This window comes from Variovorax paradoxus (assembly GCF_030815975.1).
Taxonomy (GTDB): Bacteria; Pseudomonadota; Gammaproteobacteria; order Burkholderiales; family Burkholderiaceae_C; genus Variovorax; species Variovorax paradoxus_N.
Genome location: NZ_JAUSXL010000002.1, coordinates 2,796,403 through 2,816,619, shown reverse-complemented (window position 1 = coordinate 2,816,619; position 20,217 = coordinate 2,796,403). Strand labels below are relative to the sequence as shown.

Genomic DNA, 20,217 nt, shown 5'->3' with positions numbered 1-20,217 from the left:
TGTTTCCGGATGCTTTCCGGAGCCGGCGCGCCTTGCTGTCAAAATCCGCCCATGCTCAGGGTGGTTTCAGTCATTGCGCCGGCATGGTGGCCGGCCTTGCTTTTTTGCGGCGTCCTGCTTTTGCAGGGATGCAGCCTGCTGCCGAAAAAGGAAACCGCCGCGGACACGGCCACCCCGGCGCTGGTACGCAGCGGTGATGCGGCGGCCGACGAGGGCGGGAAGGACGGCGACAAGAGCGCACCGCGGCGCGATGCCTTCACCGTCGACGTCCGCGGGCCCGACACGGTGCGCGAATACCTCGCGCTGCACCTGGACATCCAGCGCTACCGCACGCTCGACGACCTGGGCGCCACCGAGATTTCGCGGCTCATGGTGGCGGCCGAAGGCAATGCGCGCGAACTGCTCGGCACGCTGGGCTACTTCACGCCCACGCTGACGCTGGAGCTCAACGAGACGCCGGCCAGCACCAAGGCGCCGCGCGAGATCGTCATCACGGTGGCGCCGGGCGAGCTCACCCGCGTGAGCAACGTGCAGATCAGCTACGGCGGCGCAATTGCCAACGACCCTACGGCCGAGGCCCAGCGCGATTCGATCCGCACCGCTTGGGCGCTGCGCGCGGGGCCAGCCTTTCACGCAGCAGGGCTGGGACAACGCCAAGACCATCGCCTTGCGCGGTCTCATCGCGAAGCGCTTTCCCACCGGCAGCATCGAGGTGAGCCGGGCCGAGGTCGATGCCGACCGGCAGGAGGCCCGGCTCAGCGTCACCTACCAGTCGGGCCCGGCCTACCGTTTCGGCCCCCTTGTGCTGCGCGGCACCGAGCGCTACGACGCCGACGGCGCACGCCGCATCGCGCAGCTTCCCACCGGCGCCGACTACGATCAACAAAAGCTGCTCGACGCCCAGCAGCGCCTGGCCAGCAGCGGCTACTACGACTCGGTGTTCCTCACGCTCGACACCGAAAGCGGCACGCCGCTGGCAGCCCCCGTGATCGCGCAGCTGCGCGAAGCCCCGATGCAGAAGGTGGTGCTGGGCGCCGGCTTCACCACCGACAACGGCCCGCGGCTGTCGGTGGACCACATCCACAACCGGCTGCCGCTGCTCGGCTGGCGCGCCGTGTCGCGCCTGTCGGTCGACCGCGACATCAAGTCGCTGAGCACCGAGTGGAACGCCATTCCCGATGACCGCGGATGGCGATGGTTCTCGGGCGCCGGGCTCAAGAGCGAAACCTCCGGCAGCTACGTGGTCGACAGCGGACGCCTGCGCGGCGGGCGCAGCAAGTCGAGCGGCCACATCGACCGCAGCTACTTCCTGCAGTACGACTACGCGCAGAACCGCGGCACCAACGCCCCGCCCTCGGCCTCCGCCGTGACCGCCAACTGGGGCTGGACCGGCCGCTATTTCGACGACAACGCCGCGCCCACGCGCGGCTTCGGCCTGGCGCTCGAGCTTGGCGCCGGCTACACGCTGACCGGCGAGCGCCTGCCCTTCACGCGCACCTATGCGCGCTGGCTCGCCGTGCTGCCGCTGGGCTTCGCCGAAGGCCGCGACGCCGCCACGCTGGCGCGCCGCAGCCGGCTCCAGCTGCGCGCCGAAGCCGGCGCGGTGGCCGCCAAGGACAGCGCGCAGATCCCCTCCACGCTGATGTTCCTGACCGGCGGCGACACCACCGTGCGCGGCTACAGCTACCGCCAGATCGGCACCGTGCGCAGCGACGGCCAGATCGTGGCGGGCCGCTACCTCGGCGTCGTCAGCCTCGAATGGCAGCGGCCCTTCGTCTACAAGGACAAGCTCACCGAATGGGAGAGCGTGGTGTTCGTCGACGCCGGCGCCGTGGCCGACAAGCCCGGCGAGCTCAAGCCGAAGGTCGGCGTGGGCGTGGGCGCGCGCTGGCGCAGCCCGGTCGGGCCGGTGCAGGCCGACCTTGCCTATGGCGTGGACACGCGCAAGTTCCGCCTGCACTTTCGCCTCGGCTTCACTTTCTGACCGCTCACCCATCGATGCAGACCGACGCCGAACCCCAGCCCAAGCCTCCTGTGCGCGCACGCCGCTCGCGCACGCGGCGCGCGCTGCGTGCGCTGGGCTGGACGGCAGCGGGCCTGCTCGCGCTGGTGCTCGTGATCGGCGCGGGCGCGTGGTGGTGGATCGGCTCCAACCAATCGCTGGCCTTCGCGATCGCCAAGGCCGCGCGCTACCTGCCGGCCGGCCAGACGCTCGAAAGCCGCGAAGTCACGGGCTCGCTGCGCACGGGCGGACGCATCGGCTGGCTGCGCTGGCAAAGCGAGAAACTGGCGGTCGAGGTGCAAGAAGCAAGCGTCGGCTGGCAGCTGGCGCCGCTGTTCCAACGCAAGCTGCAGCTTGGCGAGGTGCATGCGGCGCGGCTGCTGATCGAGCGCCGCGGCCCGCCGAGCGACACGCCCACCGAGCCGCTCGAACAGCTCGCGCTGCCGATCGAGGTCGAGCTGCCGTTCCGCATCGACGAGCTGCGCTGGGCCGGCCCGCCAGCGCTCCAGGCCCACCAGCTCAAGGGCAGCTACCGCTACACCGGCGCGGAGCACCAACTGGAGGTCAAGGGCGTCGACATTGCCGACGGCCACTACAGCGCGCGTGTGAAGCTGCAAGGGCCGGCGCCCATGGCGCTCGACGCCGCGCTGGACGGCCGCGTGAAGGCACCGCTGGCCGAAGGCCGCAGCATCGAGGTGCTGGCCCAAGCCGCCATCAAGGGCAAGCTCGCGGGCACCGAGGCGCGGCTGCAGGTGGCTGCCGAGCTGAAGCCGGCCGAGCCCGATGCCGAGGCCCCCATGGAAGCCAGGCTGCAGGCGAACATCGCACCCTGGCTGCCGCAGCCGGTCATCGATGCCAAGGCCGATCTGCGCAACGTCGACGCGGCCAGCCTCTGGCCCGGCGCGCCGCGCACCCGCCTGACCGGCACGGTCGAGCTGCAGCCCGACACGGCCACCGGCCCGGCCGCCTGGCAGGCCTCGGCCAGCATCCGCAACGCGCTGCCGGGGCCCTGGGACAAGGGCGCGCTGCCGCTCGAACAGGTCGAGGCGCGCGTGGGCTTCGACGGCACCAGCTGGACCGTGCCCGAAGCCACGCTGCGCGCGGGCGGCGGGCGCATCGAGGCCGAAGGCCGCTGGAGCCCCGCGCCCGCGCCGTGGCAGGCGCGCGCCACCGTGCGCGGCGTGCGGCCCGGCCTGCTGCACAGCGAGCTGTCGGGCGCGCCGATCAGCGGCACGGCCACGGCGCAGCAGCGCGAAGACACCATCGGCTTCGAACTGGCGCTGCGGGCCGAGGGCGGCGCCGGCAGCGCGGCCATGCCCGGCTTCGGCCTCGACCGCGTGCTCGCGCAGGGCCAGTGGAAAAACCAGGTGCTGGACCTGCGCACGCTGCGTGTCGAAGCCGAGCGCGCCAGCATCGAAGGCAAGCTCCAGGTGCGCGTGGCCGAGCAGGCCGCGAGCGGCAAGCTCGACCTGGCACTGCCGGGCGGCGGCGCGCAGTTCGAAGGCCGCATCGCGCCGGCCCAAGGGCGTGGCGACATCAAGGCACGCATCGACGATGCCGAAGCCGTGCAGCGCTGGATCGAAGGCCTGCCCGAGCTGTCGAAGCTGTTCGCGGGCAAGACCGCCAAGGGCTCCGCGCGGCTCGACGGCAGCTGGCAGGGCGGCTGGCAGACCATCCAGCGCCGGCTCGAGAACCCCGGAGCGCCGGCCCAGCGCGGCGCCGTGGAACCCAGCCTCAAGGCCACGCTGGGCGTGCCGCGCCTGGAGCTGCGCATGCCGGCTGCCAATGGCAATGGCAACGGCAATGCCGCGGCCACCACGGTCCAGCTGAAAGACCTGCGCGCAGACCTGGCCGGCAGCCTGGCCCAGGCCACGCTCGCGCTGCAGGGCGAAGCCGCCACCGGCACGCAGAAGCTCACGCTCGACGCACGCGCCAGCGGCGGCCTTGCGGGCACCAACCAGTGGCGCGCGGCGCTCGCCCGCCTGCACCTGCAGGCCCAGGACAGCGCGCGGCCCGCCACCGCCAGCGCGCCCTGGACACTGGAGCTCGGCCGCGAGGTCGCCGCCACCCTCAAGACCAGCGGGAGCGGCAGCACCAGCCGCCTCGACCTCGAAGCCTCGGCCGCCGCTGCCACGCTGCGTGGACCGGCGCCCGGCACGGTGCGCATCGAGTGGCAGCCGCTGCGCTTCACCCGAAGCGGCGTGGCGCCCAACCAGGCCTTTCGCGTGCAGTCGCAAGGCAAGCTGCAGGGCCTGCCGATGGCCTGGGCCGAAGCCTTCGGCGCCAGCGCCACCTTCAACGAGATCGGCGTGAGCGGCGACCTCATGTTCGACGGCGACTGGGACATCGACGCCGGCGACACCCTGCGTGCCCATGCGCGGCTCGCGCGCCAGAGCGGCGACATCCGCGTGCAGGCGGGCGAGGCCGCGCTGGTCACGCGCATCACGAGCCGCGGCACCGGCACGGCGAGCGAGCGCACGATGAACTCCGCCACCGCGCAGGGAACGGCCGCGCCCAGCACGCCGGCTGGCCTGCGCCAGGCCGAACTGCGCCTCGACGCCCAAGGCGAGGCGGTGCGCGCCACGCTGGCCTGGGACAGCGAACGCGCGGGCAAGATCAACGCCGAGCTCGACACGCGCATGCAGCAGCGCGCGGGCGGCTGGCAATGGGCGCCCGATGCGCCGCTGGCCGGCAACATCAAGGCCACGCTGCCGAACCTCGGCGTGTGGTCGATGCTCGCGCCGCCCGGCTGGCGCGTGGCGGGCACGCTGGATGCAAACGCCGCGCTCTCGGGCAACCGCGCGGCGCCGCGCTGGAACGGCACGCTGGGCGCCGACAAGCTCGCGCTGCGCGCGCCGGTCGAAGGGCTCGATCTGCGCGACGGCCGCCTGCGCGCCACGCTCACCGGAGAGCGCATCGAGATCACCGAATTCGCGCTCAAGGGCGGCACCGGCAGCACGGTGCGCATCGGGGGCCAGAGCGGCAACCGCAGCACCGCGGCCAGCCAGGCCGCGAGCGACGGCGGCTCGCTCTCGGCGCGCGGCGACATGTCCTGGGGCGCGGCGGGTGCATCGGGCACGGGCATCCGCATGGCGCTGCAGGCCGACCTGCGCGCGCTGCGCGTGCTGGTTCGCACCGACCGGCAGCTCACGCTCTCGGGCAACCTGCAGGCACGGCTCGACAGCGGCCAGTTCAACGTGCGCGGCAAGCTCAGGACCGACCGCGCGGTGATCATCCTGCCCGACGAGACCGCGCCGAGCCTCGGCACCGACGTGGTGGTGCGCTCCGCCGCCAAGGACCGCGAAATGGCCGAGCAGGCGCGGCGCGATGCCGAGCGCAACGAGGCGCAGGCCGCCAAGCCGCAGACCGCGAAGCCGCCCGACATCGTGGTGAACTTCGGCCTGGGCGACGACTTCGCAGTGCAGGGGCGCGGCATCACCACGCGGCTCGAGGGCGACCTGGAGATCCGCAGCACGCGCCTGGGCGCGCCGCCGCGCATCACCGGCGAAGTGAAGACCGTGAAGGGCCAGTACCGCGCCTACGGCCAGCAGCTCGACGTGGAAACCGGCGTGGCCCGCTTCAACGGCCCCTTCGACAATCCCGCGCTCGACATCCTGGCCATCCGGCCCAACATCTCGCAGCGCGCCGGCGTGCAGATCACGGGCACCGCGCAGTCGCCGCGCGTGAAGCTCTATTCCGAGCCCGCACTGTCCGATGCGGAGACGCTCTCGTGGGTGGTGCTCGGCCGCGCCTCGGCCACCAGCGGCGGCGAATCGGCGCTGCTGCAGCAGGCGGCGCTGGCATTGATCGGCCATGTCAGCAAGGGCACGAGCGGCGGCAGCCTGGCCAGCCGCTTCGGCCTCGACGAACTCGGCTTCAAGGGCCCCGGCAGCGGCGGCGACCTGCGCGAGTCGGCCGTCACGCTCGGCAAGCGGCTGTCGAAGGATTTCTATCTCACCTACGAACGCAGCCTGGGCGGCACCTTCGGCACCATCTTCATCTTCTACGACCTGACGCAGCGCCTCACGCTGCGCGGGCAGGCCGGCCAGACCAGCGGGCTCGACCTGATCTACACGCTCAAGTACGACTGAAGCTCCGGGTCTGCCGCCTTGACCGCGGAAATCCGCAGGGTTAAAAATCGTTAACGCCCTTCTAACAAGGAATGACGATGCACGAAGATGGAGACAAGGGCGAGTGTTCCATGCTGGACCGTCAGAAGTACGACCCACCGGGCTACTCGCGAACCACGTTCCTGCGCCACGCGCTCCAGTGCGTGATGGCGGTCATCGCCATCGGCGCCGCGGTGGCATCCGTTCCCTACTGGGGCGGCGATGACTTTCCGCTGATGAGCCTGATCATCTACGTGGCCGGCATGGTGTTCGTTGCCATGCCGCTGTGCCTTTATTACGAGTCGCGGCTCCAGTCGCACGAAGAGCGTGTGGAGCGTGCGAGGCACACGCTGGCAATCTGAAACCTAATCGGCCGGCTTGGCCTTGACCACCTGCCGCAGGCCCGCGAGCGCAGGGTCCACGATGGCGGCGTCCGCCCCCACCGCATACACCGCATAGGCCGGGTAAAGAAATTCCGGCGTGCCGGGCACGCGGCGCAGCCGGCCCGATTCGAGGTGGCTGCGCACCACGTCGAGCCGAAAGTAGCCGGTGCCGCCCGCGGCCAGCAGATACTCGCGGCCGAGCGGCCCCAGCCCGGCACTCACCGCGGCATTGGAGAGCTCGGGAAACGCAAGGCCATGCTGCGCCGCGAACTCCGGCCCCCAGTCCACATACACATAGTCCGCCGGCCGCGGCACGCGCGGGCGCTGCGCGGTCGTGACCATGACCAGCTTCTCCTCGATGAGCAGTTCCACGCGCAGGCCGGGCCGCTGCTGCGGCGCGTAGGCAATGGCAATGTCGAGCACGCCCGCAGCCACCTTGTCGAGCAGGTCGTGCGGAAAGCCGACCTCGGTGCGAAGGGCCAGCTGCGGCGCGGCCGTGCGCATCCACAGCAGCCATTGCAGCAGCAGCGGATCCCACAGGCTGATCTCGCATCCAATGGCAAGCACCGCGCGGCTTCCGCTGGGCACAGCGACCTGGTGGCGGGCGCGCTCCCACACCTGCACCAGCGTGGTGGCGTGCGGCAGGAACTGCTCGCCGGCCGCGGTGAGCACCGCACCCGCCTTGTTGCGGACGAAGAGCGGCCGGCCCAGCAGTTCTTCGAGCGTTCGCACGCGCGCGCTCACCGAGGTCTGCGTGACGTGCAGCCGCTCTGCGGCGCGCTGGAAGCTGCGCGTGTCCACGATCTCGAGGAAAGTCCGGGCCAGGTTGATGTCCATGCCGCGTCCAGTTTGAATGCATTAATTTTGCATTCAACTGGCAATTAATATCGTTTTACTTGATGCGAACGCAGGCCCAAGATGAAGGCATCCAAAGCAACCAGGAGTTGATCGATGCCCACTCTTCGCGAACCGTTCCATGCCGGCGCAGCCGAAGGTTTTCTTGACGCGTTCAAGGCGCTCGTCGACGAAACCCTGATGCTCGCCGAAGCCCTGCTGAGCCCGAACAGGATCATCGGCGAGGTGGAGCAGATGCGTGCGCTGCAAGTTGCGGCCGACGACATCGAGTCCACCGATCCGGCGCAGGCCGAGCTGCTGCGCTCGCGCGCCTCGCGCATCGGCCTTCGCTGAACGTGGTGGCCTGTTGCGAACTACGAGGAAAGCCGGCTCTGCTCGATGTGCTTGCGCCGCATCGGGCGCAGCACGAACCACGCCATCAGCGCCGCAGCCGCATTGACCACGCTGGCGGCAATGAACACGGCCTGCCAGCTGCCGGTGGCGGCCGCAAGCACGCTGGACAGCGGCACCAGCAGCGAGGCCGTGCCCTTGGCGGTGTAGAGCATGCCGGCATTGGATGCCGCGTACTTGGAGCCGAAGGTGTCGGCGCAGGTCGAAGGAAAGAGGCTGTAGATCTCGCCCCAGGCAAAGAACACGATGCCGGTGAGCACCACGAAGAGGATCGGGTTGTGGCCGTAGTGATAGAGCATCAGGATGCCCACCGACTCGAGCGCGAACGCAATGAACATCGTCTGCTCGCGCCCGATCTTGTCCGACACCCAGCCGAAGAAGGGCCGCGTGAGCCCGTTGAGCACGCGGTCGATCGCGAGCGCGAAGGTCAGCGCGGGCAGCACCAGGCCCATGATGTTGACCGGCACGTCCATGATCTTGAAGTCCTGCGCAATCGGCGCGAGCTGGGCCGTGGCCATGAGCCCGCCCGCGGCCACCATCACGAACATCGCGTACATCACCCAGAACACGGGCGAGCGCAGCACCTCGGAGGGCGCGTAGTCGCGGCCCGCCTGCTGCACGTTGCGGCTGTTCGATGCCTTGGAGTGGCTGGGCGCGCGGGCCAGCATCCATGCGAGCAGGAACACGATGAGTCCCTGCCCGATCCCAAAATACAGGAACGCCGATTCATAGCCGCTCGACTTGATCATCGCGGAGATCGGGATGATCGTGAGGGCCGAGCCGGCGCCGAAGCCCGCGGCGGTCATGCCCGCGGCAAGCCCGCGCCGGTCGGGGAACCACTTGAGCGCGTTGCCCACGCAAGTGCCGTAGACCGCCCCTGCGCCGATGCCGCCGACGGCCGCTGCGATGTACAGCAGCGGCAGCGTGTCGGCCACCGAGTTGATCACCCAGCCGAGCCCGCACAGCACGCCGCCCACCAGCACCACGGGACGCGGACCGAAGCGGTCGACCAGGTAGCCCTCGATGGGCACCAGCCACGTTTCAGTGAGCACGAAGATGGTGAACGCCACCTGGATCGCGGCGCGGCTCCAGCCGTGCTTCTCGGCAATCGGATTGACGAAGAGCGTCCATCCGTACTGCAGGTTGGCGATCATCGCCATGCAGACGATGCCGATCAGCAACTGTCCCCATCGAAACGCCTCGGATCGGGTCGCGGTGGCGCCATAGGTTTCGGGCGGGGGGTACATCGCGGGGCTGGAACCTGCGAGCGTGGAGGTGGGCCGAGTCATGGAGTTGTCCTAAGTGTTTTCGTTGAAATCCGACAGGCTTCGTATACGGAGCAATCAGTCGAGCGGTCGATGCGCATCGACAGGCGACGAGGCTTCTTTTGACATCGCTGAACGGCGTTGGGATCACCGGTTTCTGCGCGTGAATGAATGTCGGACCGAGCGGCTCAAAAACTCTTGACCGCAGTCAAGTTCGCACGAATCGCGCGCTCGCGGAACCCCCGTGGTATCCCTAGCGCGAGGCCTCGACACGCGCGCGCGCACTTCGCGTGTGTCGAGGCCGCTCGAAATGCACGGCGATGCGTGCGCGCATTGCGCTGCATGCGATGCGCGATGCGCGCCGCTCGCATCCCGCGCGAAGTGCTCCAGCAGCCGGCGCAATGCGAATACCCGTCTGCGGCCGAAAAAATTGACCTGGGTCAAGAAACGCAAAAATGGCGTTTGCGCTCGTCTAGGGTAAACCCTAAAATCAAGGGTAATCCCTTCGGTCTTTTCGATTCAATCTTCCTGGAGTCCCCATGAGCCACACCACCCTGAATTCCAGCGCCCTGCGCGCCCCCTCCTCGTCGTCGACCGCCAACGACGCCATGCGCGAGCTGTTCGCCGCCATGCCCATCGTGATCTTCTACAAGGCCGCACGCGCCGCGCTGATGCAGCGCCGTCCGGCGGCCGTGCAGCGTTGAGCCGCCGCACCGGATTCACTCTCTACAAAGAGCGCGCGCGAGTTACTCGCCGCGCTCTTTTTCATTGGGGCCTTCGAACGGCACGATCTGCGAGATGAGCGCCGCCCCATCGGCCAGCAGAAAGTCCTTGAAGGCCTGCGCCACCGGCGGCAGCCGCTTGCTGCGGCGATGCACCACGTACCAGTTGAGCATCAACGGAAAGCCCTGCACATCGAGCACGCGCAGGCTGCCGGCGCGCATCTCCTGGCTGATGGTGTGGGCCGACACGAAGCTCACGCCCATGCCCGCGATCACCGCCTGCTTGATGGTCTCGGTGCTGCGGATCTCCATCGCGATGTTGATGCCGCGCAGGTCGCCGCCAAAGCCCTCCTCCATCGAATGCCAGGTGTCCGAGGCCTTCTCGCGCACCACGAAGGGTTCGCGCATGAGCCGCGCCAGCGGGATGCGCGGCACGCCCACCAGCGGATGGCCGGGCGCGGCAACGATCACGTAGGGATGCGGCGCGAACGGCTGGTTGACGGTATCCAGGTCGGTCGGCGGGCGCACCATGATCGCCAGGTCGGTGAGGTTCTCCGCGATGTGGGTCATGAGCCCTTCGCGGTTGTGCACGGTGAAGTTCAGCGTCACGCCGCGATGCCGGCTCGCAAACTCCACCAAGAGGCGCGGAAAGAAATAGTCGCCCGCGCTGATCACGCCCACGTTGAGCTTGCCGCCCGAGACGCCGTTGAACTGCAGCATCGCGTTCTCGGCCGCCTCGAACTGCTGGATGATGGCGCGGCTGATCTGCAGCAGTTCGGTGCCCGCGGGCGTCAGGTAGATCTTCTTGCCGAACTGCTCGAACAGCGCATTGCCCGCATGCTCTTCGAGCTTGCGCACCTGCGTGGAAACGGCCGGCTGCGTCAGGTGAAGCTCTTCCGCCGCGCGCGAGAAGCTCAGCAACCGCGCGACCGCCTCGAACACTTTCAACTGGCGCAGGGTCGCGTGCTTCATTCGGGAAAGGATGGCTGCTGCAATCGAGCGGGCATCGTACTGCGCCCGAGGCCGCTCCCAGGAAGGGTCTAGGGTATGCGCGCGACGTGCAGCAGGTTGGTCGTTCCCGAAAGCCCGAACGGCAGGCCGGCGACAACCACCACGTCATTGCCGGCGCTCGCGAAGCCTTCGGTGCACGCGTTGCGGCAGGCGCACTCGATCATCTCGGCCACATCGTGCACGTCGTCGACCAGCACCGCATGCACGCCCCACACCATCGCCATGCGGCGGGCAGTGGCGACATCGGGCGTGAGGCTGATGATGGGCACGGCCGGCCGCTCGCGCGCGGCGCGCAGGCTGGTGAAGCCCGACGAGGTGTAGGTGACGGTGGCGGCAGGCGCCAGCAGCGCAGCCACCTGGCGCATCGACGCGCACACCGCATCGGCCGTGGTCGACAGCGACGCTTCGTGCGTGGCGTCGATGCCGATGCGGTAGGACGCATCGGCCTCCACGCGCGAGATGATGCGCTCCATCATGCTCACGGCCTCCAGCGGATACTTGCCGGAGGCGGATTCGGCCGACAGCATCACCGCGTCCACGCCGTCGTAGATGGCGGTTGCAACGTCGGACACCTCGGCGCGCGTGGGCACGGGTGCGGCAATCATCGATTCGAGCATCTGCGTGGCCACCACCACCGGCTTGCCGCGCTTGCGGCAGGCACGCACGATGAGGCGCTGCAGCTCGGGCACGCGCTCGGGCGGCAGCTCCACGCCGAGGTCGCCGCGCGCCACCATGACGCCGTCGCACAGGTCGACGATCGCGTCCAGGTGGTCGATGGCCGCGGGCTTCTCGAGCTTGGCCATGATCCATGCGCGCGTGCCGATGATGGCGCGCGCCTCCTCGATGTCCTCGGGCCGCTGCACGAAGGACAGCGCCACCCAGTCCACGCCCATGGCCAGGCCGCAGGCCAGGTCGTCGAGGTCCTTGGGTGTCAGCGGCGAGATCGGCAGCACCACGCTCGGCACGTTGACGCCCTTGCGGTCGGAGATCGGCCCGCCAACCAGCACCGTGGTCTCGGCAAAGTCGGCGCCGTAGCTGTCCACGCGCAGCCGCAGCTTGCCGTCGTCGAGCAGCAGGTCGGTGCCCACCTGCAGCGCCGCGAAGATCTCCGGGTGCAGCAGCGGCGCGCGGCGCGCATTGCCGCTGGTGGCGTCCATGTCGAGGCGAAATTGCGACCCCGCATCGAGCTGCGCGCGGCCGCCTTCGAAGGTGCCCAGCCGCAGCTTCGGCCCCTGCAGGTCGAGCAGCACGCCGATCGGTCGGCCGAACTCCTTCTCGAGCCGCCGGATGGTGTCGAGGCGGCGCGCATGGTCATGCTGCGTGCCATGGCTGAAGTTGAGCCTGAACACGTCCACGCCGCGCTCGAACAGCGCTCGAATGGCCGGCTCGTCGGTGGTGGCCGGGCCCAGCGTGGCAACAATTTTCGCGCTGCGTGTACGTCGCATCATCGGTTCCATTTCATCGATCGATCACAGCGCACGACCGGCGCACCCTCGGCGCAAAGAATTCGTCGCATGGGTGGCGCTAGCCCGCCATCTCGTGAAGGCAAACCCGGCCGCGCTGTTCTTCCATCGTACGCGCCAGCAGCTTGACGAGCGAATACACGGTGTCGATGTGCGGTGTTGGCGTGTCGGTGAGCCGGGCCAGTTCGACCACGGCGCCCACCAGTGCATCGATCTCCGGCGCACGTCCGGCTTCCACGTCCTGCAGCATCGAGGTCTTGTGCTTGCCGACCTTTTCGGCACCCGCAATGCGCTTGTCGAGCGTCACGCGGAACTCGATGCCCAGCTTGTGCGCCACCGCCTGCGCCTCGCGCATCATCGCGGCGGCCAGCTCGCGCGAGGGCGGGTACTGGCAGATGTCGACCAGCGTGGAGTGCGACAGGCTGCTGATCGGGTTGAAGGTCAGGTTGCCCCAGAGCTTGAGCCAGATCTCGGCGCGGATGTTGTCGAGCACCGGCGCCTTGAAGCCGGCCGCGCCCAGGCAGGCCGCCACGCGGTTCACGCGCTCGCTCGACGCGCCGTCGAGCTCGCCGACCGGAAAGCGGTCGCCTTCGATGTGCTTCACCACGCCGGGCGCCGTGAGCTCGGAGGCGGGATACACCACGCAGCCGATGACGCGCTCGGCCGGGATCTTCGCGGCCACCAGGCCGGTCGGGTCGACGCTGCGCACGGGCGTGCCCGCCAGTGCGCCGCCGTGCTTGTGGAAGTACCAGAACGGGATGCCGTTCTGCATGGTCACCACCACGGTCTCGGGCCCGAAGAGCCGGGGCACGTCGTTCGCCACCGCCTCGACCTGGTGCGCCTTCATCGCAAGGATCACGATGTCCTGCGGCCCGGCCTGGTCGTAGCGGTCGGTGGCCTTCACGTTGCGCGCGACCTGTTCCGTGCCGTCGGCCCCGATGAGCTTGAAGCCGTTGGTGGCGATGGCGTCGAGATTCTTCCCGCGCACGATGAACGTCACGTCCTCGCCGGCCAGGGCGAGCTTCGCGCCCACCAGGCCGCCGATGGCGCCCGCTCCGATGACTGCTATCTTCATGTCGATCCCCAAGGTTGTTGATTCTTTGCGCGGCCGGTTCAGCCGAAGCGGTTGCCGAGCCTGCCGATGCCGCCGATCTCCACTTCGACCAGGCTGCCGGGCTTCATCGAGCCGACGCCGATGGAGGTGCCGCACAGGATCACGTCGCCGGGGTGCAGGGTCATGTCCCGGGAGATCAGGCTCACGAGTTGCTGCACCGAAAAGCGCATGTCGCTGATCGGGTAGTTCTGCCGCACTTCGCCGTCGAGCCGCGTGGTGACGGTGAGCGTGGCGGGGTCGAGGCCGGTGGCCACCACCGGGCCCATCGGGCAGAAGGTGTCGAAGCCCTTGGCGCGCACCCACTGGGCGAACGAGGCGTCGCGGTTCAGGATGTCGGCCACGGTCACGTCGTTGGCGCAGGTGTAGCCGAACACATGGGCGAGCGCATCCGCCTCGGATACGGCCGTGCATGCCTTGCCGATGACGATGCCGAGCTCGCCCTCGAACACCACCTTGCCATCGCACAGCGGCTTGCGGATGGCCGCGCCGGGCGCGAGGTAGGAGTTGGGCGCCTTCAGCAGGTACAGCGGCTCGGCCGGCACCGGCAGTTTCAGCTTCTCGCCGAGCGCATGGAAGTTGTTCCACAGCGCGATGACCTTGGTCGGCTCGGTGGGCGTGAGCAGCCGCACGCCGGAGAGCACGAACACGCGGCCGGTCGGCTCGGGGCGGTCGAACATGTTGCCGCGGTGCTCGTGCACGGCGTCGCCCTCGAGCGTGCCGAAGCCCGTTTCGCCGCCGTGTTCGAAACGGACCCACCGTTGCTGTTGTTGCTGTTGCTGCTGCATGTCTCGCCTTCCTTGGTTGCTGTTGGAGTGGTTCTGTGTTCAGTCGAAGGGCAGGTAGTCGGGGATCACGAGTGACGCGAGCAGCTTTCCCATCTCGGCCGGGTTGTGCGTCACGTGAATGCCGCACTCCTTCATCACGGCCAGCTTTTGCTGCGCCGTTCCCCTGCCGCCCGAGACGATGGCGCCCGCGTGGCCCATGCGCTTGCCCGGCGGCGCGCTAGCACCGGCAATGAAGCCGACCACGGGCTTTCGCATGTGCTCGCTGATCCAGCGCGCGCAGACTTCCTCGTCGCTGCCGCCGATCTCGCCGACCATGATCACGGCGTCGGTGCGCGGGTCGTCGTTGAACATCTTCAGCACGTCGATGTGCCGCAGCCCGCCCACCGGATCGCCGCCGATGCCGACCACGGTCGACTGCCCGATGCCGAAGCTCGCGAGCTGGCTCGCGGCCTCGTAGGTCAGCGTGCCGGAGCGCGACACGACACCGATGCGGCCCTTCTGGTGGATGTGACCGGGCATGATGCCGATCTTGATTTCGTCGGGCGTGATGAGGCCCGGGCAATTGGGGCCGAGCAGCAGGGTCTTGCTGCCCTCCATGCGGTGCCGGGTGCGGATCATGTCGCGCACCGGAATGCCTTCGGTGATGCACACGACAAGCTCAAGCCCCGCGTCCACCGCCTCGTCGATTGCCGCGGCCGCGAAGGGCGGCGGCACGTAGATGACCGACACGGTGGCGCCGGTCTCGGCCTTGGCTTCTTTCACAGTGCCGAACACCGGAATGCCGTCGAAGGACTTGCCTGCCTTCCGGGGGTTCACGCCGGCGACGAAGCACTTCTGGCCGTTGGCGTAATCGCGGCACATGGCGGTGTGGAACTGGCCGGTCTTGCCCGTGATGCCCTGGGTGATGACGCGGGTGTGCTTGTTGATGAGGATCGACATTTCAGCCTCGCTGTTGTTCTTGTTCGGGGCGCGTGCACAGGGCACCGGGTACTCCCCTCCGCGAATGTCCCCCGGCTTCGCCTCCTCCTTTATTTCGCTGCGGGGAGCACCCGGTGCCCTGTGCACAAGAGGCGCGGCTGTCGTGCCGGGTGATCACCCCCCGCTCTGACCAACGATCACGTCGATGGGGTGCCTTGCGCAGCGAAATCAAGGAGGAGGCCGCAGGCCGGGGGACATTCGCGGAGCAGAGCACCCCGTCGGCGGGATTGCGCCCTGAATGCCCCAAGAAGCGACGAACGGAAAAGCAGAGTTCCATAGTCCTAGGCCCCCCGCCGCGCCGCAGCCACGACCAGCCCCGCCGCATCCGCCATGTCGTCCGCACTGATGATCCGAAGGCCCGACTGCCCGAGGATGGTCTTGCCGAGGCTCTCGTTGGTGCCCTTCATGCGCACCACCAGCGGCACAGCCAGTTGGACCTCGCGCGCGGCGGCAATCACGCCGCGTGCGATCACGTCGCACTTCATGATGCCGCCGAAGATGTTGACCAGAATCGCCCGCAGGTTCGGGTTGCGCAGCATCAGCTTGAAGGCCTCCGCCACCTTCTCGGCCGTGGCGCCGCCGCCCACGTCGAGAAAATTGGCGGGCGATCCGCCGTAGAGCTTGATCGCGTCCATCGTGGCCATCGCAAGGCCCGCGCCGTTCACCAGGCAACCGATGTCGCCGTCGAGCGCAATGTAGGAAAGATCGAACTTCGACGCCTCGACCTCGGCCGGGTCTTCCTCGTCGAGATCGCGCATCGCTGCGATCTCGGGCTGGCGGAACAGCGCGTTCGGATCGAAGTTGAACTTGGCGTCCAGCGCCATCACGCGGCCGTCGCGCGTGAGGCCCAGCGGGTTGATCTCGGCCAGCGATGCGTCAGATGCGTCGAAGGCCTGGTAGAGGTTCTGCACCAGCGTGCGCACCTGCGGCAGCAGCTTGCCCGAGAAGCCGATGTCGCGCGCCAGGCCGTCCGCCTCGGCCGCCTTCACGCCCGTGGCGGGGTCGATGAACAGCTTGCGGATTTTTTCCGGCGTGCGCGCCGCGACGTCCTCGATGTCCATGCCGCCTTCGCTCGAGGCCATCAAGGCCACGCGGCGCGATTCGCGGTCGACCGCCATGCCGAGGTAGAACTCCTTTTCGATCTCGACGCTCTCCTCCACCAGCAGCCGTCTCACCAGCCGGCCTTGCGGGCCCGTCTGGTGCGTTCGCAGGGTCATGCCGAGCAGTTCGTCAGCATGGCGCCGCACTTCGGCCGCCGACCATGCCAGCCGCACGCCGCCGGCCTTGCCGCGGCCGCCGGCATGGATCTGCGCCTTGACCACCCAGGCCCGGCCGCCGAGCCGCGCGGCGGCATCGGCCGCTTCGTCGGGCGAAAAGCATGCATATCCACGCGGCGTGGGAACGCCGTATTTGCGCAATACGTCCTTGCCCTGGTATTCGTGGATATTCATGGCGGCTTTCAGGCGCCGAGTTCGGCGCCGCGGGTTTCGGCCCAGTTGAAATAGCGCCTTCTCAGGACGCCGGCATCGAGTTCGCGCTTTTGATGCTCTTCCTTCTTCTGCTCGATCACCTCGGCCAGGAATTTGGCGTCGTAGGCACGCAGAAGATGCGGCTGATGGGTGTTCAGGTATTGGCAAACCCGCTCGACGCCATCCTGGCTTTCGCGCAGCAGCTGGCAATAGACTTCGCGGTCCCAGTGCCAGCGGAATCCCAATTCATAGAACGCCGCGTTGTAGGCATTGCGTTCGGTTTCGCTGCTCCAGTATTGAGCGGGCAAATCATCGATCATGAAATTTCTCCTAGAAATTGAATGCCGGGCGTCAAATGGTTTGCGGATCGGCATGATCAAAATGTAGATTCGATGATCGATAAATAATAGTTAAACTATTTTATTAAATGCATTCACGATAAGTTATACATAAAAGGCCGCAATTTTCCTTTTGCAGGCATTGCACTCCCGCACTCCGTTCTATTACCGCACCGCCCAAACGCCCCCCGACCCCATACCAGGAACACCGTGGAACCGGCTCCGCCGGGCCACCGGTGTTGCCCCCTCGCGGGGGAGGCGGCTACACGAAGTGAGCCGCTTCGGGGGTGGTCATATGACGCCCTCGGCGCGCAGCGCCGCCACGTCGCTGGCGGTGTAGCCCAGTTGCATCAGCACCTCGTCGGTGTGCTCGCCCAGCAGCGGCGATCGCGTGACCTCGGTCGGGCTGTCGGACATCTTGATGGGGTTGCCCACCGTCAGGTACTTGCCGCGCGTCGGGTGGTCGACCTCGACGATGGTGCCGGTCTCGCGCAGCGACGGGTCGGCGGCGATTTCCTTCATCGAGAGAATCGGCCCGCACGGAATGTCGTACTGGTTGAGGATGTCCATGGCCTCGAACTTGGTCTTGGTCATGGTCCATTGCTCGATGCGCGCGAAGATCGGCTTCAGGTGCAGCAATCGTGCGGCCGGCGTGGCGTAGGCCTCGTCGGTGATCCAGCCTTCCTCGCCGATGACCTTGCACACCGCGGGCCACACCGCCCCTTGCGTGATGAAGTAGATGTAGGCGTTGGGATCGGTCTCCCAGCCCTTGCACTTGAGGATCGAGCCCGGCTGGCCGCCGCCCGAGGCATTGCCCGCGCGCGGCACCGCATCGCCGAACTTGCCGTCGGGGTACTGCGGGTATTCGTGCATGGTGCCGGTGCGCTCGAGCCGCTGCTGGTCGCGCATCTTCACGCGGCACAGGTTGAGCACCGCGTCCTGCATGGGCGCGAGCACCTGCTGGCCGCGGCCCGTGCTGTTGCGCTGGTAGAGCGCCGCCACGATGCCCAGCGCCAGGTGCAGGCCGGTGCCGCTGTCGCCGATCTGCGCGCCCGTGACGACCGGGGGGCCGTCGTCGAAACCGGTGGTCGAGGCCGCGCCGCCGGCGCACTGGGCCACGTTCTCGTACACCTTGCAGTCCTCGTACTTGCCGGGGCCGAAGCCCTTGACCGACGCCACGATCATGCGCGGGTTGAGTTCCTGGATGTGAGCCCAGGTGATGCCCATGCGGTCGAGCGCGCCGGGCGCGAAGTTCTCCACCAGCACGTCGCAGGTCTTGATCAGCGAGTCGAGCACCTTCTTGCCCCTGGGTTTCTTGGTGTCGAGCGTGATCGAGCGCTTGTTGTGGTTCAGCATCGTGAAGTAGAGGCTGTCCACGCCGGGAATGTCGCGCAGCTGGCCGCGCGTTGCGTCGCCTTCGCCGGCGCGCTCCACCTTGATCACGTCGGCGCCGAACCACGCCAGCAGCTGGGTGCAGGTGGGGCCGGACTGCACATGGGTGAAATCGAGAATGCGAACGCCCTCAAGTGCCTTGCTCATCAGCTGTCTCCTTTGATCGTGGCCTCTGCTTCTTGCAGACGAGCGCGCAATTTACGCTCTTCGGCGAAACGGACGGTTTCGTCGCGCACGATGGCGACGATGCCCGTGACTTCACGACTCTGCGAGAACAGCATCGACACCGTGAAGGCGATCGACAGCGTGTGCCCGTCCTTGTGCAGCGCCGGCACGCGCAGCAGGTCGGCACCGTACTTGGTGATGCCGGTTTCCATGGTCTTCTGATAACCGTCCCAGTGCCGCTGGCGCTGCCGCTGGGGAATGATCATGTCGAGCGACTGGCCCAGCGCCTCGGCTTCGGTGAAGCCGAAGATGCGCTCGGCCGCGCGGTTCCAGAGCGTGATCGCCCCTTGCGCATCGCACACCATGATCGCGTCGCCGGCGCCTTCGACGAGCTGCTTGAAATCAACGTTCGCTTGCATGTTTACCTCTGGCGCTTCATGTCGATTTCCCGGCATCGCCCGCCTTCGAACGGGCGACGCCGGGGAGCCGCTACACGGCTTTTGCTTCTTTCAGGTTGTCGATCTGTTGCTTGGTATAGCCCAGTTCCGCCAGCACCTCGTCGGTGTGCTCGCCCAGCAGCGGCGAGGCGGTGACCTCCGGCTTGAGGTCCGAGAACTTGATCGGGCTGCCGATGGTCCAGTAGCTGCCGCGCTCCTTGTGCGGCACTTCGACGATGGAGCCGCTCTTGCGCAGCGACTCGTCGTGCAGCAGTTCCTTCATCGACAGCACCGGGGCACAGGGAATGTCGTGCTTGCGGAAGATGTCCACCGCTTCGAACTTGGTCTTGTCCTTGATGAAGTCCTCGATGGTGGCGAAGATCTGGTCGATGTGCGGCTGGCGCGCCTTGGGGGTCATGTAGTCCGGATCGGTCTTCCACTCGGGCTTGCCGAGCGCGTCGCAGATCGGGTCCCAGGCATGGCCCTGCACCGTGAAGTAGATGTAGGCATTGGGGTCGGTCTGCCAACCCTTGCACTTCAGGATCCAGCCCGGCTGGCCACCACCGCCCGCATTGCCGCCGCGCGGCACCACCTTGTCCTTGAAGGCCTCCATTTCGTGCGGGTACTGGGGGTATTCCTCCAGGTAGCCCACGCTGTCCAGGCGCTGCTGGTCACGCATCTTCACGCGGCACAGGTTGAGCACGGCGTCCTGCATCGAGCAGGCCACCCTCTGGCCCTTGCCGGTCTGCTGGCGGCCGATGATGGCCGTCAGGATGCCGATGGCCAGGTGCATGCCGGTGTTGGAGTCGCCCAGCGCGGCCGCCGAGATCGTCGGGGCGGAGTTCTCGCCCTTCCACCAGCCGGTGGTGGAGGCGGCGCCGCCGGCGCACTGCGCCACGTTCTCGTAGACCTTCAGGTCCTCGTAGTGGTGGCCGTCGCTGAAGCCCTTGACCGAGGCGACGATCATCTTGGGGTTCAGTTCCTGGATGCGCGCCCAGGTGAAGCCCATGCGGTCCAGTGCGCCGGGGCCGAAGTTCTCGACCAGCACGTCGGATTCGCGGATCATCTTTTCGAGCACGGCCTTGCCTTCGGGCTTCTTCGTGTCCAGCGTGATCGAGCGCTTGTTGCTGTTGAGCATGGTGAAGTACAGCGCGTCGACGTTCGGAATGTCGCGCAGCTGGCTGCGGGTGACGTCGCCGGCGCCGGGGCGCTCGACCTTGATCACGTCGGCGCCGAACCAGGCCAGCATCTGGGTGCAGGCCGGACCGGCTTGCACGTGCGTGAAGTCGATGATCTTGATGCCGTTGAGGGGTTTGTTGCTCATATGAGGTTCTCCTTG

Annotated in this window: 16 protein-coding genes and 1 pseudogene; 5 read left to right on the top strand and 12 right to left on the bottom strand. The window is 67.8% G+C overall.

Annotated elements, in window-relative coordinates:
• The first annotated feature begins 51 nt into the window (after positions 1-51).
• The 3 genes and pseudogenes from QFZ47_RS16845 (at position 52) to QFZ47_RS16835 (ending at position 6,473) form a co-directional block, all read left to right on the top strand.
• Positions 52-1,984 (top strand): annotated as a pseudogene (locus tag QFZ47_RS16845) (autotransporter assembly complex protein TamA).
• Positions 1,985-1,998: 14 nt separating this feature from the next.
• Complete coding sequence (locus QFZ47_RS16840) at positions 1,999-6,093, top strand: translocation/assembly module TamB domain-containing protein (protein ID WP_307656707.1); 4,095 nt, start codon at positions 1,999-2,001, stop codon at positions 6,091-6,093.
• Between the two features lie 110 nt (positions 6,094-6,203).
• A complete protein-coding gene (locus QFZ47_RS16835; protein WP_307656706.1) occupies positions 6,204-6,473 on the top strand; it encodes a hypothetical protein in 270 nt (89 codons plus the stop codon).
• Between the two features lie 3 nt (positions 6,474-6,476).
• Here the strand turns inward: QFZ47_RS16835 and QFZ47_RS16830 are convergent, their stop codons facing one another.
• A complete protein-coding gene (locus QFZ47_RS16830; protein ID WP_307656705.1) occupies positions 6,477-7,331 on the bottom strand; it encodes a LysR family transcriptional regulator in 855 nt (284 codons plus the stop codon).
• A 114-nt stretch (positions 7,332-7,445) separates the two neighbouring features.
• On the opposite strand from QFZ47_RS16830, the gene QFZ47_RS16825 reads away from it, so the two are divergent.
• The gene (locus QFZ47_RS16825; protein ID WP_307656704.1) at positions 7,446-7,682 is read left to right on the top strand and encodes a hypothetical protein; all 237 of its coding nucleotides are present in this window, start codon (positions 7,446-7,448) and stop codon (positions 7,680-7,682) included.
• A 20-nt stretch (positions 7,683-7,702) separates the two neighbouring features.
• Here the strand turns inward: QFZ47_RS16825 and oxlT are convergent, their stop codons facing one another.
• On the bottom strand, positions 7,703-8,986 hold the full coding sequence (oxlT, locus tag QFZ47_RS16820) for an oxalate/formate MFS antiporter (protein ID WP_370880640.1): 1,284 nt from the start codon (positions 8,984-8,986) through the stop codon (positions 7,703-7,705).
• Between the two features lie 557 nt (positions 8,987-9,543).
• Between oxlT and QFZ47_RS16815 the strand changes: the two genes are divergently transcribed.
• On the top strand, positions 9,544-9,708 hold the full coding sequence (locus QFZ47_RS16815; RefSeq protein WP_307656702.1) for a hypothetical protein: 165 nt from the start codon (positions 9,544-9,546) through the stop codon (positions 9,706-9,708).
• 42 nt (positions 9,709-9,750) lie between these two features.
• Here QFZ47_RS16815 and QFZ47_RS16810 read toward each other — a convergent pair whose 3' ends face one another.
• The 10 genes from QFZ47_RS16810 to frc (QFZ47_RS16765) all read right to left on the bottom strand — a co-directional run bounded on the left by QFZ47_RS16810 (position 9,751) and on the right by frc (QFZ47_RS16765) (position 20,202).
• Positions 9,751-10,698, bottom strand: a complete 948-nt coding sequence (locus QFZ47_RS16810) for a LysR family transcriptional regulator (protein ID WP_307656701.1) — start codon at positions 10,696-10,698, stop codon at positions 9,751-9,753.
• Positions 10,699-10,766: 68 nt separating this feature from the next.
• Complete coding sequence (gene pyk, locus QFZ47_RS16805; RefSeq protein WP_307656700.1) at positions 10,767-12,182, bottom strand: pyruvate kinase; 1,416 nt, start codon at positions 12,180-12,182, stop codon at positions 10,767-10,769.
• 79 nt (positions 12,183-12,261) lie between these two features.
• The gene (locus QFZ47_RS16800; RefSeq protein WP_307656699.1) at positions 12,262-13,275 is read right to left on the bottom strand and encodes a 2-dehydropantoate 2-reductase; all 1,014 of its coding nucleotides are present in this window, start codon (positions 13,273-13,275) and stop codon (positions 12,262-12,264) included.
• Between the two features lie 38 nt (positions 13,276-13,313).
• On the bottom strand, positions 13,314-14,099 hold the full coding sequence (locus tag QFZ47_RS16795; RefSeq protein WP_307656698.1) for a fumarylacetoacetate hydrolase family protein: 786 nt from the start codon (positions 14,097-14,099) through the stop codon (positions 13,314-13,316).
• A gap of 39 nt (positions 14,100-14,138) precedes the next feature.
• Complete coding sequence (sucD, locus tag QFZ47_RS16790) at positions 14,139-15,038, bottom strand: succinate--CoA ligase subunit alpha (RefSeq protein ID WP_307656697.1); 900 nt, start codon at positions 15,036-15,038, stop codon at positions 14,139-14,141.
• Positions 15,039-15,358: 320 nt separating this feature from the next.
• Positions 15,359-16,528, bottom strand: coding sequence for an ADP-forming succinate--CoA ligase subunit beta (gene sucC / locus QFZ47_RS16785; protein ID WP_307656696.1), 1,170 nt, complete (start codon positions 16,526-16,528; stop codon positions 15,359-15,361).
• A gap of 8 nt (positions 16,529-16,536) precedes the next feature.
• Positions 16,537-16,920 (bottom strand): HAD family hydrolase, encoded by a 384-nt coding sequence (locus QFZ47_RS16780; protein WP_307656695.1) that lies wholly within the window; start codon positions 16,918-16,920, stop codon positions 16,537-16,539.
• 255 nt (positions 16,921-17,175) lie between these two features.
• The gene (frc, locus tag QFZ47_RS16775) at positions 17,176-18,423 is read right to left on the bottom strand and encodes a formyl-CoA transferase (protein WP_307656694.1); all 1,248 of its coding nucleotides are present in this window, start codon (positions 18,421-18,423) and stop codon (positions 17,176-17,178) included.
• Positions 18,423-18,860: a PAS domain-containing protein gene (locus tag QFZ47_RS16770; RefSeq protein ID WP_307656693.1), complete on the bottom strand. Its 438-nt coding sequence runs from the start codon at positions 18,858-18,860 to the stop codon at positions 18,423-18,425. The genes frc (QFZ47_RS16775) and QFZ47_RS16770 overlap by 1 nt, the downstream gene beginning before the upstream one ends.
• Positions 18,861-18,930: 70 nt before the next feature.
• The gene (gene frc / locus QFZ47_RS16765) at positions 18,931-20,202 is read right to left on the bottom strand and encodes a formyl-CoA transferase (protein ID WP_307656692.1); all 1,272 of its coding nucleotides are present in this window, start codon (positions 20,200-20,202) and stop codon (positions 18,931-18,933) included.
• Positions 20,203-20,217: the final 15 nt, after the last annotated feature.

Bases quoted from the DNA above. Each gene is read 5' to 3' on its own strand.
- QFZ47_RS16840 (WP_307656707.1), top strand. From the start codon at position 1,999: ATGCAGACCGACGCCGAACCCCAGCCCAAGCCTCCTGTGCGCGCACGC.
- QFZ47_RS16835 (WP_307656706.1), top strand. From the start codon at position 6,204: ATGCTGGACCGTCAGAAGTACGACCCACCGGGCTACTCGCGAACCACG.
- QFZ47_RS16830 (WP_307656705.1), bottom strand. From the start codon at position 7,331: ATGGACATCAACCTGGCCCGGACTTTCCTCGAGATCGTGGACACGCGC.
- QFZ47_RS16825 (WP_307656704.1), top strand. From the start codon at position 7,446: ATGCCCACTCTTCGCGAACCGTTCCATGCCGGCGCAGCCGAAGGTTTT.
- oxlT (WP_370880640.1), bottom strand. From the start codon at position 8,986: ATGTACCCCCCGCCCGAAACCTATGGCGCCACCGCGACCCGATCCGAG.
- QFZ47_RS16815 (WP_307656702.1), top strand. From the start codon at position 9,544: ATGAGCCACACCACCCTGAATTCCAGCGCCCTGCGCGCCCCCTCCTCG.
- QFZ47_RS16810 (WP_307656701.1), bottom strand. From the start codon at position 10,698: ATGAAGCACGCGACCCTGCGCCAGTTGAAAGTGTTCGAGGCGGTCGCG.
- pyk (WP_307656700.1), bottom strand. From the start codon at position 12,182: ATGCGACGTACACGCAGCGCGAAAATTGTTGCCACGCTGGGCCCGGCC.
- QFZ47_RS16800 (WP_307656699.1), bottom strand. From the start codon at position 13,275: ATGAAGATAGCAGTCATCGGAGCGGGCGCCATCGGCGGCCTGGTGGGC.
- QFZ47_RS16795 (WP_307656698.1), bottom strand. From the start codon at position 14,099: ATGCAGCAGCAACAGCAACAACAGCAACGGTGGGTCCGTTTCGAACAC.
- sucD (WP_307656697.1), bottom strand. From the start codon at position 15,038: ATGTCGATCCTCATCAACAAGCACACCCGCGTCATCACCCAGGGCATC.
- sucC (WP_307656696.1), bottom strand. From the start codon at position 16,528: ATGAATATCCACGAATACCAGGGCAAGGACGTATTGCGCAAATACGGC.
- QFZ47_RS16780 (WP_307656695.1), bottom strand. From the start codon at position 16,920: ATGCCGATCCGCAAACCATTTGACGCCCGGCATTCAATTTCTAGGAGA.
- frc (WP_307656694.1), bottom strand. From the start codon at position 18,423: ATGAGCAAGGCACTTGAGGGCGTTCGCATTCTCGATTTCACCCATGTG.
- QFZ47_RS16770 (WP_307656693.1), bottom strand. From the start codon at position 18,860: ATGCAAGCGAACGTTGATTTCAAGCAGCTCGTCGAAGGCGCCGGCGAC.
- frc (WP_307656692.1), bottom strand. From the start codon at position 20,202: ATGAGCAACAAACCCCTCAACGGCATCAAGATCATCGACTTCACGCAC.